The sequence below is a fragment of the Paenibacillus suaedae genome, assembly GCF_032337355.1.
In the GTDB taxonomy this organism is placed as follows: domain Bacteria; phylum Bacillota; class Bacilli; order Paenibacillales; family Paenibacillaceae; genus Paenibacillus_B; species Paenibacillus_B suaedae.
In genome coordinates, this window is record NZ_JAVYAA010000003.1 from 116,303 (window position 1) to 131,490 (window position 15,188).

At 47.0% G+C, this 15,188-nt stretch carries 1 protein-coding gene and 3 pseudogenes; all 4 read left to right on the forward strand.

What is annotated here, in order from left to right; genetic code table 11:
• Positions 1–7: 7 nt before the first annotated feature.
• Positions 8–10,279 (forward strand): annotated as a pseudogene (locus tag RQP50_RS14135) (SDR family NAD(P)-dependent oxidoreductase); the annotation flags it as partial.
• A 186-nt stretch (positions 10,280–10,465) separates the two neighbouring features.
• A complete protein-coding gene (locus tag RQP50_RS14140; protein ID WP_072728421.1) occupies positions 10,466–11,281 on the forward strand; it encodes a ParA family protein in 816 nt (271 codons plus the stop codon).
• Between the two features lie 229 nt (positions 11,282–11,510).
• Positions 11,511–13,409: pseudogene (locus RQP50_RS29455) on the forward strand (beta-ketoacyl reductase); the annotation flags it as partial.
• A gap of 210 nt (positions 13,410–13,619) precedes the next feature.
• Positions 13,620–15,182 (forward strand): annotated as a pseudogene (locus RQP50_RS29460) (type I polyketide synthase); the annotation flags it as partial.
• Between the last annotated feature and the right edge of the window lie 6 nt (positions 15,183–15,188).

The window sequence follows — 15,188 nt, forward strand, 5'->3', positions numbered from 1 at the left end:
AACATTTCATCAGATAATCAATGATAAAAATTTGATCGTACGGGATCACCGGGTTCATGACATCCGGACTCTTCCGGGAGTCACTTTGCTGGACTTAATTTATCGGCTATCCACTGTTTATCTTGATACGCAAGCCATTGAATTGCGCCAGGTGGTATTCAAGCAGCCCATTGTAACTTCCAAGGAGTTTGACAACGACGTTTCGGTCACCTTTATCCCTGAGCAGTCCCGTTGGAAGGTTACTGTCACCAGTCAAAAGATGAAGGGCAATACTCCCATGGACGTACAGTCTGATGAAAATATGGAGTGCCTGCTTTTTCTGCGGGGTTGCTCTGACTCCGGCCACTCTCTGGATGTGAAGGCCATCATGGACAACTATACCCGGAAGTGGGATATGGATGATATATACGGACTGGCGCGCCGAGTGCAGATTCAACATTATGGGTTTATGAAAACCATGGGAACGGTCTATCGAAGAGATCAAGAAGAGCTCATGCAGCTTCATTTAAGCGATTTGGCGGAAAAATACCGGAGTAAATTTTACGCTCATCCGGCGTTTTTGGACGGAACCACCTTCGCGGGGGCAACTTTCCGCATGGATGGTACCCAGTCTAATCTGTTCGAGGATCGCACTCCCTATATCCCATTTATGATTGAAAGGTTTTGCATTTATAAGCCGCTCCCGGCAACCATTTATAGCTACACGAAAAACACTGGAACCGGTGTCAATTCAGTGGAGACCCCGGACATCATCTCCACGGATATCACGATATTCAACGAAGAAGGCACTGTGTTGGCTGAATTTGAGAAGTTAACGGTAAAACGGATCCGGGAACCCCAGTTGATTCAAAAATTGGTGGAAACAGATGTTTCGCAAACCAATCAAGCGGTAAGCCCGGAATCTCCGACTCAGGAGGCTGGCCACCATTCCGTTCAAAACACTGTGGAGACCGGGAATGAACGTCAATTTACAGGTGATCCCAAACAACGGTTGATTACGTATTTACAGAAAGAAATTGGGGGGATTTTGAACCAGTCTCCAGATAAGATAGAACTTACCTGTGGATTTTACGATCTTGGACTGGATTCCACTAATTTACTGGGACTGGTCAAAAAGCTTGAACAAACATTAGGCCAGCAGTTTTACCCGACCTTATTGTTTGAATACTCCAATATTCAGCGGTTGGCGGATTTCCTGTTGGAGAACAGTGAAGATCTTTCCGTTTTGGCGAGCTCATTGTCGGGTTCGCCGCAAGTCAAACTGGATGGAGTTCGGGCTGAACGGGATTCCGCTACGAGTCGAGGGAAGAATAATCATGAGCTGCTCTATTTGCAACCTATATGGTGTCAACAAAACCTAAATCGTCGCAATGAAGTCCAGTTCTATGATCAACATTTGATAATTCTTGACGATCCGAGGGAAACACTCCGAGCAGAAATCATGCCATTGCTAAATCAGGCAAACATAGCTCCCCGTGTTATGGTATTGAATTCCGAGGATGAAGATATACCTTCCCAGGTGGAAGTGAAATTTAACAACGTATTGGCCATCCTTAAGGAACAACTGAAGTCGAAGAGTAACGGAGGATTGCTGGTGCAGGTTATTGGAGATGCGGGTGAGGAAGGCAAGTATATTCATGTATTAGGGGGCCTTTTCAAATCCGCATTCCAGGAAAATCCCAAGATTCACAGCCAAATCATCACCATGGAACAGTTTCGCACCCAATCGGTGGTCGGAATTGCTCGACTGCTTAAGGATGAGGCTGAGGCAGCCGAAAAAGGCGCGGCGGAGATTTGCTACCAAGGCGAGGAGCTACAGCGGTGTATTAGAAAATGGAAAAAAACCAAGATGGAAGCGGTGCACTGCGCCACTTCCATTAAAGAGAATGGAGTGTATGTGATTACTGGTGGCATGGGGGGGCTAGGGCTCATCCTTGCTGAGTATATAACGAGGCAGGCTAAGGTTAAATTGGCTCTAATCGGTCGCTCCAAGCTGTCCATAGCTAAGGAGGAACATATTCAAAGGCTCCAGCAAAAAGGCGCAGAGGTATTGTATGTGGAAGCTGACTTGGGCAAGCAGGTGGAACTTGCCAATGCGCTGACCAAAATTCGGAATGAATTCGGTTCGATTAGCGGTATCTTCCATAGTTCCGGCGTATTACGCGATCAACTTATCATCCACAAAAAAACGTCTGAGATTCACGCGGTATTTCAACCGAAAGTCCAAGGGCTGTGGAATTTGGATCAATTGACCCGTGAGGAGCCGTTGGATTTTATCGTCTTGTTTTCTTCTACGTCAGCGGCTTTGGGAAATCTGGGGCAGGCGGATTATGCCAGCGCCAATGCTTTTATGGATATCTTCGCTGCAAACCGTCAGAAAATGGTGCAATGTGGCTTGCGCCATGGCAGAACCTTTACCATTAACTGGCCTTTGTGGGCGGACGGCGGGATGCGGGTCGATGATGGAATGGAACAGATAATGTATTCAACGTCCGGCCTGAAAAGCTTACCAGTTCGGGAAGGTATGACGGCGTTGGGACATATTCTGGGGCTATCTCAGACCCAAACTATGGTTCTTTACGGAGTGGAGAGCAAAATTGACGATTTCATCAGCCCTTATCTAGTATCCATCCCAGAATCAAGGGATTCCGCTACGATGAATCAAGGTTCCGTGAACTTGAATTCCAGCTCCGTGCAAAAGGCATTACCATCTCAATACAGCCAGGATGATATCGCGATTATCGGGTTGGCGGGCCGTTACCCCATGGCCGAGAATATTGAACAGTTTTATCAAAACCTACGGGATGGCAAGGATTGCATTTCCGGAATACCCAAAGAGCGTTGGAAAAATTATGAGTTTACCCTGGATGTGGATCAATTTTATAATCACGGTGGCTTTATTGAGGGAATCGATGAATTCGATCCCCTCTTTTTTAATATTTCACCACGCCAGGCGGAACTGATGGATCCGCAAGCCCGCTTATTTTTGGAGATTGCCTGGGCGGCTTGCGAAGACGCGGGATTTTATCAAAATCGTACCGAACATCATTACCCGTCATTAAGTGATCAAAGCGTGGGTGTATTTGCAGGGGTTTTCTGGAGCCATTATGAACTATTCGCGGCAGAGATGGCTCAAAAATATGGGACCCCGTTGGCTTTCGGGATAAGTCCTGCGTCTATCTCCAATATGGTTTCCTATTGCATGAACTTTCATGGGCCGTCTGTGGCTGTTGATACGATGTGTTCATCGGCATTGACTGCCATTCATCTGGCATGTGAAAGTATACGCAAACATGAATGCAACTATGCCATTGCTGGGGGAGTCAATCTAGTGACCCATCCCCATAAGTACATGTTTTTGAAACAAGCGCAATTTCTGGCTTCGGATGGGCACTGCCGTAGTTTTGGAGCGGATGGGGATGGCTATGTGCCGGGTGAAGGGGTGGGCGCGGTGTTGCTCACTACCTTGGAACGTGCCAAACAGGAAGGATACCCGATTTATGCGGTTATCAAAGGTTCGGAGATGAATCATGGCGGGAAGACCTCGGGCTTTTCCGTTCCGGATCCCGGGGCCCAGGCGGAAGTCATTACCCGGGCACTAAATAATTCCGGGATTCACCCCAGAACGATCGGCTATGTGGAGGCCCATGGCACCGGCACCTCTCTGGGAGACCCGATTGAAATTCAAGGGCTCAAAAAAGCCTATGGCCGGTGGACGAATGATCAGCAATTCTGCGCCATCGGTTCATCCAAATCAAATGTCGGCCATCTAGAAGCCGCTGCAGGAATCGCAGGCCTGACTAAATTATTGCTGCAACTGAAATACGGGGAGATATTCCCGTCCTTGCACGCGGAAAAGCTCAACCCGTATATTCCGTTTGATAATACGCCGTTCTTTGTGGTGCGCGAGTTGTCTCAGTGGAAACCCACGGAACTGGAAGTTGACGGTGAAAAGGTTACATATCCCCGCCGCGCTGGACTAAGTTCCTTCGGGGCCGGGGGATCCAATGTTCACATTATTCTTGAGGAATATCAGGCAGAGGCGTTTGTGCCCGAGCAGCATCAGGAACCCGAAATTTTGGTGCTGTCGGCTAGGAACGAGGATCGGCTTAGGGAAAAAGCTCGGCAACTGGAAAAATACTTAATGGTGACCGGTACTGATGTGCAGTTCGGCAATGTTGCTTACACCCTTCAAATTGGCCGGGAGGCCATGGAAGCACGCTTAGCAATAGTGGCCCGAACTCCACAGGAATTACAATCGAAATTGAGTGAATTTCTTGCCGGCAAAGCAGATTCCACTGGGGTTTTCTGGAATGACCCGACGCGGGCGGCTAATCCTTCATTACTAATAAAGCAAGAGCAAGAGGATCTGGAATATGTAACTGCACTGATTCGTAAAGGGAATTTAGAAAAGATTGCGGCATTATGGACCTTCGGATCATTCATTCCATGGGAACGGTTATTCCGGGATCGTGACCGGAGCCGGGTGTCATTGCCATCGTATCCGTTTATCCGGGAACGGTATTGGCTTCCGGAGCCGACAGATCAGGCAGGAACTAAGGGTACAATTCGCGGACTCCATCCTCTTATTGATTTCAATGATTCAACCTTCGAGGAACAGCGTTTCGTCAAGGTATTAAATGGAAGCGAATATTTCCTAAAAGATCATTGTATCGATGGAAATCCTGTTGTGCCGGGAGTTATCTATCTTGAAATGGCTAGGGTCGCAGGGAAGTTAGCGAATTGCGGCAATCCGGTCAAAGTGTTGAAAGACATTATTTGGGCGACACCGTTGGTCATGGCCGGAGCTCCTCAGGAGGTCAACATCTGCCTATACCCGGATGGCGATTTGGCGGATTTTGAAATTGTTACTATCGGAGCGAACCGTTTAAGAACGATTCACGCTCAGGGAAGAATCGGCTATGGGGATGAGAAATCTACCACAGAAACGACGGAATTGGATATCGAATCGATTAAGCAACGTTGTCACCAGAATGTAAACTACCGGGATTTCTACCGGGAGTTTACGAGCTATGGGTTTACATATGGTTCAAGTTTTCAGGCCGTCCGGCAGATTTGGAACAGCGAAACCGAAGCTATCTCTTATCTTGAATTTCCGGAAGAGATGAACGCAACTCTCTCCGAGTATAACTGGCATCCTTCGATGATGGATGGTGCATTCCAGACCGTCAGCCGGCTAATCCCCAGATCCGCTAGAGGGGGAGAGATGTATCTTCCGTTTGCTTTGGAAGAATTGGAATTCATTCAATCATTGCCTCAAAAATGTTATGCCCACACAGAAATTGCGTCGGAGCAGGCGAGAAAATCTGGGACATTAAAGTACAATATCACACTAACGGATCCCCATGGCCGGATTTTGGTAAGGATGCGTGGATTTACTGTCAAACAAGCGATTTCCCATCAGCTGGATCTAGGGGGAAATGTATCTCAAATTTACTACAAGCCCGAATGGGTGGCGATGGAAGCCAAACAGGTGCGAGGATCCAAACCTGAAATGGTCATCCTGTTTGATCTCGACGAGGAACTAAAAGATGTCATTAGGTTGCAAGTGGCTAACGTCATTCTGATCAAGCCAGGAAAAGCGTATCGGGTAACAGGTGAGGGGACTTACGAAATTGACCCTTATATCCAGGAGGACTACCGACGTTTATTAGAGAGTCTGTACCTCCAGCATTGGGAATCATGCAGGATCGTCTACCGTTGGTCCCAGAGAGGGTTCAGCGAGATGGAAGCGGAAATACGCCGGGAACTTGACCTTGGAATATATGGACTTTTCCTGTTGACTCAGGCTCTGATGGAGCAAAAAACAGAGGAGAAGATTCGTTTATTCTATGTATACGAGTCCACTGACGCGGGAGAACCTCACCACGGGGCGGTAAGTGGTTTCGCGAAAGCCCTGCATCGGGAAAATCACAGGTTTTTATATAAGATAGTGGAGCTGCGCCTGGAACGACCGGGATTACCGGAAGAATTGGCCCGAAACATTCTAGCAGAAATGGAAACTGGGGATAGCGGGGTTGAGATCCGTTACCAACAAGGCATCCGTTATGTGAAACGCCTTGCCGAAGCGCAAGTGGAAACGGAAAATCACCGTAACTTACCTCTGAAAAAACATGGCGTGTATGTAATTACCGGTGGCGCAGGTGGGTTAGGATTGATTTTCGCCACCTACTTAGCTCGGGAATTCCAAGCCAAATTGGTGCTTACCGGACGTAGTCCGCTAACCAAGAAGATAGCTGAGAAATTGCATGAACTGGAAGCATTGGGGGCCGAGGTTATCTATGTCTCTGCCGATGTTACTGACCGAGATGAAGTGATGAAGTTAGTCCAGAACATGAAAGCGCAATTCGGGGCTTTACATGGGGTAATTCACAGTGCGGGACTTCTCCGGGATTCTTTTGTACTGAAAAAAAACCGAACAGAAATGGAAGAAGTTCTAGGCCCTAAGGTATTTGGAACGAAATTCTTGGATGAAGCCACTGCTGATGAAAAACTGGACTTTTTCGTGCTGTTTTCATCAACAGCAGCCGAATTTGGAAATTTGGGTCAATCAGATTATGCGTTTGGTAATAGTTATATGGATTACTTCTCCAAGTGGCGTGAAGCCAAAGGACGGCCTGGGAAGAGTCTTTCTATAAATTGGCCTTTATGGCGGGACGGCGGTATGCAAGTTGGTGAGAATCTAATCGCGCAAATGAAAGAAACCACGGGATTGATTCCACTACTTACTGAAACCGGAATTATGGCCTTTGAGACGGCGCTGCGGCAACCAGGCTCCCAAATCATGATCCTGGAAGGTAACGCCACCATGATCAGTGCACTTATCGAGGAAAAACCGGTGGATGTAACGGCTAACCAAACAGGGAAAGCCGAGTCACGCCCTAGTGGTCTGGATTTGGAAGACGCCAATTTACGGGACAAAACCGAAGAGTTTCTGAAAAAAATACTTGGGCGGCAGATTAAACTGCCGATGGAAAAGATCCATTCAAGAGAACCACTGGAGAAGTATGGGATCGATTCGGTCACGGTGCTGAATGTAACCCGGGAACTGGAACAGGATTTTGGTGAACTCTCCAAAACTTTGTTTTTTGAGTATCAAACGATTGCCGAACTGACCGGATATTTTCTGCAACGTTTCCCCCGAATATTGAGGGGGATGTTGGGAGACAGCTCGAAAGCCTCGACAAAAGAACCTGTTGTTTCCCATGAGAACCTGGCCGGAAAAATCCGTCGGCCGAGATTCCAAAGCCCAGTCAGGGATGAAGCTAGTGCGATCATGGAAGATATCGCTATCATCGGTGTAAGCGGCCGTTATCCAATGGCTCGTGATGTAGACGAATTTTGGGAAAATTTAAGGTCTGGCAAGGATTGTATCACCGAAATACCGCCACAGCGTTGGGACTGGCGGGACTTTCCCGGCAGCTGCAAATGGGGTGGGTTTATCGATAACGTGGATAAGTTTGACCCTTTGTTTTTCAACATCACTCCCCGTGTCGCCCATTTGATAGATCCTCAGGAACGCTTGTTCTTGGAGACGGTATGGAATACGGTGGAAGACGCTGGATATACTCGTGCTGGTCTATGGAATCAAAAGGTGGGCGTTTTTGTCGGAGTGATGTATGGGCAGTATCAGTTATTGGGTGCCGAGGAGTCACTCAAAGGCCATATTATGGCTACTAATTCCATCTACGCGTCCATCGCCAACCGGGTATCCTATTATTTCAATTTTCATGGGCCCAGTATCGCCTTGGATACGATGTGTTCATCATCATTGACCGCAATCCATCTGGCTTGTGAAAGTATCCGGCGAGGGGAGAGCGAAGTCGCGGTGGCTGGAGGGGTGAATGTGACTATTCACCCGGATAAATATATCTCGCTAAGTCAGGGGAGTTTCACATCCAGTGACGGACGTTGCCGTAGCTTCGGGGAAGGCGGAGACGGATATGTGCCTGGAGAAGGAGTCGGTGCAATCCTATTAAAACCGTTGCAGCGTGCAATAGCTGATCAAGACAGGATATACGCAGTCATTAAAGGGAGTTCGGTGAACCATGGTGGAAAAACCAACGGTTATACGGTGCCCAATCCCAATGCCCAGACGGAAATCATTACGGAAACGTTGAAGAAGGCCAGGATTGATCCCCGAACCATCAGCTATATTGAAGCTCATGGAACGGGAACATCACTGGGAGATCCCATTGAGATTACTGGACTGATGAAAGCCTTCGGTGAATCTACCCAAGCTGGGCAATACTGCTCCGTCGGATCGGTAAAATCCAATATTGGACATTTGGAATCTGCCGCTGGAATCGCCGGAATCACTAAACTTTTGTTGCAATTTAAACATAAGAAACTGGCACCGTCGATTCATTCTCAAACCCTGAACCCATATATTCAATTCCAAAATACCCCGTTTTATATTCAGCAAGAACTGACAGAATGGGAGAGGCCTTTGATCGAGTCCGGGGGCGTAATCCAACAATACCCGAGGCGGGCGGGTATTAGTGCTTTTGGAGCCGGAGGTTCCAATGCTCATATTATTCTGGAAGAGTACGACAGCCCCGATCGGGTGTATGAAACTGAACGAGGCGGACAGGAACAGTTATTTGTTTTTTCCGCTCGGAATCCGGAACGTCTTAAAGAATCCGCCCAGCGAATGGTCAAGTTTTTGCAGCAAACTATAGCTCCAAAATCCTCGGAAGAGTTGATTCCCGACGGATTGCCGGAGCGGGTTCGAAAAGATATGGTCAGGATTGCCGCGGAACTGTTGCAGATCAATGAAAATGAAGTAGCGGTAACGAACGAGATTGCCGATTTTGGTCTGAATCAGGTGGATTTGGCAAACTTGGCCCAGCGAATAAATGAATACTTTAACATGGAGATTTCTCTGGCGGTTTTATCGGAAAGCCGTTCTCTGGATGCTGTTTCTCAATACATTATCCAAACGTTCCCGGAACTGCTTAAGTGTCGTTACCCATCCGAAACTATGTCGCCGGAAATAAACGAACACAGGGCAGCCCCAACACTGACGGATATTGCCTACACATTGCAAGCAGCAAGGGAGCCGATGGAGGAACGGATGGTAATCATCGCCGCCACCTATGAGGAGCTTACCCATCGGTTGATCGAGTATTGCCGGGGAACTTCAGAGGTCTCCAATCTATATAGTGGAAATATTCAATCCGCCGGTTTGAATGCGGAATTATTATTAAGCGGGAGGGAAGGCCGGGAGTATCTCCGTATCATCATTGATGACCGGCAACTGGATAAACTGGCGCAACTCTGGATTTCCGGTGTGGAGATTGACTGGAACCTGTTGTATCCTCACGGGGCACCGCAACGAATCTCACTTCCACTCTATCCGTTTGCGGGGGAACGGTATTGGGTTACTCCAAGCGCACCTAGGCGGGAAAAAACATCGGGTCAAGGAGAAGGTACCCGGCTTCACCCGTTGATTGATCGCAATGAATCTAACATGGACGGGCTTCGCTTCATAAAAACGATTCATTCGGCGGAAATTTTCCTGAATGATTACCAGTTGTGCAGTGATCGACTTATGCTGGGAATTCTGTACCTCGAAATGGCCAGAGTCGCGGGGAATATCGCCAATCCTCACGCCCAGGTCAAAAAACTCTCCCAAATTATACTGGGCTTACCCGTGAGTTTGGCAGATGATAAGTTGCTAGAAATTCGGTTATATCCAGGCGGCTCCAATGTGCAATGGGAGATTGCCGCCATCATGAATGACAATCGGAAATCCATATCCGCCCAGGGAGAATTCTTGTATGAGGGGGAACCGGAATCAGGTGCCCAGCCGATCGGGGCAATTTTGCCGGTCAAAGCCATTCAGACACGCTGTCCGAACCGTGCCGCTGGTCTGGATTTTTACCGCACTATCGCTACTTGTGGACTGGAATACGGTCCGAGTTTAAGGGGAGTGCATGAGATCTTCAGCCAAACGGGGGAAGCACTGGTTCGTTTTCAACAACCAACAGACTGGAATAACGATTCGGATCTCTATTTATTACATCCGTCCTGGCTGGAAGCTGTGCTTCAAACCATTACTTGGCTATTGTCCCAAAACGGACAGGTTTCCAAAATCTATCTGTTATACTCCATAGCCGAAATTGAGTTTACTAGCAAATTGCCGAACCAGGGTTACATCCATGTAACTCAGTCCAAGACAAGCGAACAGGAGTTTGATGCGGTGCTGGCGGCAGAGGATGGACGCCAGATCATTCAAATCCGAGGACTGACAGTCAATGAATTTGAAAGCTCATTCCTGCCCCCATCGGAGGAACCAGCGCAAGTGAAGGAACTATTGCAACGGCTTGAAGCTGGTGAGTTGGATGTGGATCTGGTCAATGAAATCATTATCGAAAAATTGATCATGAAATAACCAAGGCCGAAGCTTGATGTTTTTAGTTAAAGGAGCGGAGCTGTAAACATGGCGACTACCATCAGTTTTATCAATGTCAAAGGCGGGGTTGGAAAAACAACCATCATCTTAAATGTAGCCCACGCTTTACAAAAGTTAGGGAAGAAGATCCTGTTAATTGATATGGATTTACAAGAGAATTTATCAGACAAGGCCATTGCCGACCCCAAGTCAGTGAATCATACCATCTATGACTTGCTCCGCGAAGACAATCTAGCTATCGACATGTGCATCTACGATACCCAGTTGGAGGGTGTTCAGATTATTCCTTCAGAACTGGAAATCGTTCGGATTAAAAAGGAGTTGGATCCGGCCTCCAATCCGGAAACCTTGTTTCGTCTGAGAGATAAAATCGAAACGGTGAAATCAAGTTATGATTATATTCTCATTGACTTGCACCCGGATGTGGATATGCTGACTACCCTGGCGTTGATTGCATCCGATAAATATATGATTCCCATCAAGTCGGATGCGGATAGTATCAAAGGATTAAAAATTGTGGATGAATACGTCGGGAATCTGTGTAAGATCAACAATAACCTGAAAGAGCTGGGAGTTATCATCACTGATTATGATAAACGAACTGCCTTGGCTAAAAACTTCTACGAAGGGATGGAAAAATTGGTTGGCGAACGGCTGATGAAGAGCATTATTGGAAGAAATGTAGCCATTACGGCGGCCGCAGTGGAACGTAAAACCATTTTTCAATATGATTCTCGGCAATCCGGATGCCAATCATTTCTGAACTTGGCTAAGGAAATTGTTCAAAAATGCGAAGGCGTTGAACTGGGGATTCGTAACAAGGAGGCGAGTCTCCATGGCTAAGAAAAAGACAAATGAAAGTTTGCTCTCAATATTGGGGGATATTTTATCCGAAGAATATTTGGATAAACCGACTGAGCAATCAACTTCGTCCAAAAATGAAGCTCCTTTAGTGGAAACCCAACCGGAAACCCTTGATAAATTGCGACAACAGGATGAGGAACGTGTGGAGATCCATGTTAATCATACGTTTCATGAAGATTCCCTAGCCGAATGTGTTGAAGTCATGAATATGGAAGACGTTCATGACTTTGGCATCCAGCGTTCCGAAACACCCTGGTTCTCTGAACAAAGAAGCATATTGGAACAGGTGAAAAAGCGAGTAATCACAGCGGCGGAGGGATACCGGCATATTAACGAGTTATTGCAAAAATATCAGGGCTCTGTAAATCATCTGACTCATTCTGGAGGAGAGCTGGATGTCGGATATTTTCAAGAGGAATGGATAGAATCTGAGCCGGATACCCGTAAGAATGCTGCACTATTTCACCGTATCTTGTTCTTTGATACCGATGGCCTGGCTGGAGATGCTTTGGCGGTTGGCTTGAAAATGCAAGATTCACCTGCTCGTGTCATGATTGTGCGGCCTGGTTCCTCTTTTCGTGAACTGGGCCCTGACCATTTCGAAGTTAATCCGGTAGTGAAGGAAGATTACCAGCAACTTGTTCAAATCATGGTCGCACGAAATATTATACCGGATAAAATTATCCACTGGTGGTCGCGGACTACATATGGTGGTTATGCGTCATCAACATTACAACAACAGCTTGATCAGGGTGTATTTTCGCTCTTATATATCACCCAATCGTTGATGGAACAAAAACTAGGGAGAAAAGTATCCTTGGATTATGTTTATAGCGGTACCGAGGTTCAACCTCAATATGCTGCAGTTAACGGTTTTGTGAAAACTCTCCGCCTGGAAAATCCAGATTTCGCTTATAAGACAGTAGGAATCCAAAATCAGGAGGAAGCTGTCGGATCGGAATTTTACACCGCGGTCGCCGGGATCATTGCTGGTGAAATTGGCATGAATGATATCGAAGTTCGTTACAACGGCAAGCGCCGCTTAGTGAAGCAATATCGGAAGTTGGAAAATCCAGATCAATCGGAGGATGGATCCGTACGATTGAAGGATAAGGGAATCTATTTGATTACCGGTGGTGCCGGTGGTTTGGGACTGGTTTTTGCCGAATATTTGGCTCAGAAAGTGGCTGCTACCTTCATCCTCATCGGTAGATCAGAGTTAACGGTTGAGAAAAATAAGAAAATACAGAAAATGGGATCCAGTGGATCGGAAATCATCTATATTCCGGCGGATATATCCAGTAAAACCGATGTTGATCAATTGATTTCCCAGGTTAAATCAAGATTTTATCGGATTGATGGGATAATTCACAGTGCGGGCATTTATCAAAATGGGTTAATTCTGAAAAAAAGCAAGGAAGAAATGGATAAGGTTCTGGATTCTAAAATCTGGGGAACCGTTTATTTGGATGAAGCATTGCGAGACGAACGGTTGGACTTTTTTATTGTGTGTTCCTCCTTGGCTGGTGAGTTCGGAAAAGTCGGCCAAAGTGACTATGCTTTCGGGAATTCCTTTTTGGATCACTTCGTCAAAATACGGGAACAATTCCGCAAGCAAAACAAACGTCACGGGAAAGCCGTTTCCATCAACTGGCCGTTATGGGAAGAAGGTGGGATGACCCTGGAGCGTGAAGAGCAGCGGTCATTATGGGAACAAATGGGGATGAAATCCTTGCCAACTCGGGAAGGACTGGCGAGTTTAGACTTCGCCATGCGGTATGACTATGACCAAATCATTGTGACATATGGCGACCAGTCGCGGATTTTTCCGCATCTCTCTCGTAGTACGAAGCAACCGGAAACTCCTCAATATCCAGCACAACAGACCATGGTTGCTCAGGAACTGTATCATCCTACCGAAGCGTTATTAAAAGAGATATTGGTCAATGAAATCGGATTGTCGGCGGATAAGCTCGATTCCAGTACCAATTTTGAGAAATATGGTATCGATTCCATCGTGGTCAATCGTTTCAATGCGGAAATTGAGAAAAAGCTTGGCGCATTGCCGAAGACATTGCTGTTTGAGTACCATAGCGTCAATGCATTAACTGAATACCTGGTGAAAAACCAAACCGCGAAATTAGCAGAGTTTTTTGGAGCAACCCAAAGCGGGACGGAACATACTGGCGCCGTCTTGGAGACGAGAGGATGGAAAGCCCTCACCCCCATCAGTTTCCAAGGGAAAAACATGAGTTATCAAACACAGACCAGCCCACTCCCAGCTGGGGACATAGCAGCAGATGGTACCATGTCGACAGAAATAGCCATTATTGGTCTGAACGGCCGCTATCCGGGGGCCAATGATTTAGAGGAGTTCTGGACCAATCTGACTGTCGGCAAGGATAGTATTACGGAGATTCCTCCCCAGCGATGGGATCTCGCGAAATATTATGATTCCAACTTTGACAATGTGAAAGAAGGAAAGATGTATTGTAAATGGGGCGGCTTTATTGAAGATTTCGATAAATTTGAACCGCTTTTCTTCAATATTTCCCCACGTGAAGCGGAAGCTATGGATCCTCAGGAACGGATTTTTTTGGAGACGGTTTGGGCGACTCTAGAGGATGCCGGATATAGTTTCAACAAACTACGTAAGCTGGCGCCCAAGGAGAATGGTTTGGATGTAGGGGTGTTCGTGGGGGCGACCTCCAATACCTATCCTCAGGCTGCCATGGAAGAATGGGCCAACGGGAACATGGTCACATTCAGTTCATCGCCATGGTCTATCGCCAATCGGATATCTTATGTGTTTAATTTTCACGGCCCAAGTATGCCGATAGATACTGCCTGTTCATCGTCGCTAATTGCCATTCATCTTGCTTGCGAAAGCTTGAGAAATGGGGAATGTTCCTTGGCGGTGGCTGGTGGGGTCAATCTTTACCTTCATCCGTCCAAGTATGTCGGCATGAGCCAGGCCAAAATGTTATCTCCAACCGGAATATGCAGTAGTTTTGGAGATAAGGCTGATGGCATGGTTCCCGGGGAAGGGGTGGGGGCGGTTTTACTCAAACCGTTACATCGGGCCGTAGCTGATCAAGATCATATTTATGCGGTGATTAAAGGAAGTGCGGTGAATCACGGTGGGAAAACCAACGGATACTCGGTTCCCAACCCCAACGCCCAAGCCCGGCTCCTCTTGGATGCTTTCCAAAAGTCCGGTGTGGATCCACTCACCATCAGCTATATCGAGGCTCATGGCACTGGAACGACATTAGGTGATCCCATTGAAATCGCTGGACTTACCAAAGCTGTGCGCCACTATACTGATAAGAAACATTTCTGCGCCATAGGCTCGGTGAAATCTAATATTGGCCATTTGGAATCTGCTGCAGGGATTGCCGGACTGACCAAAATACTATTGCAAATGAAGTACCGACAATTGCTTCCTTCTATACATACGGAGCGTCTCAATCCCAATATTGATTTTGAGAATTCCCCGTTCTTTGTGCAGCGGAAATTGGAGCATTGGACGGAACCTGAGATGGAAATCGACAATGAAATCAAAACATGCCCGCGTAGGGCAGGAATAAGTTCTTTTGGCGCGGGAGGTTCTAATGCTCACTTATTGCTTGAGGAATATTCGCATGCGCCAAGAGATATACCAGCCACTACCGAACCGCAATTATTTTTGCTTTCCGCCAAAAACGAAGCTCGGATCAAACAATACGCCAAGCGGTTGCGGGAGTTTCTTCAGGCAACACCAATAGATTTGAATCCGGCGGATGTTGCATATACCTTGCAAGTTGGCCGGGAACCCATGGAGGAACGGCTGGCCATTGTTGCTACGGAAGTGAATAGCCTGATTCAAAGTCTAACGCATTTCCTG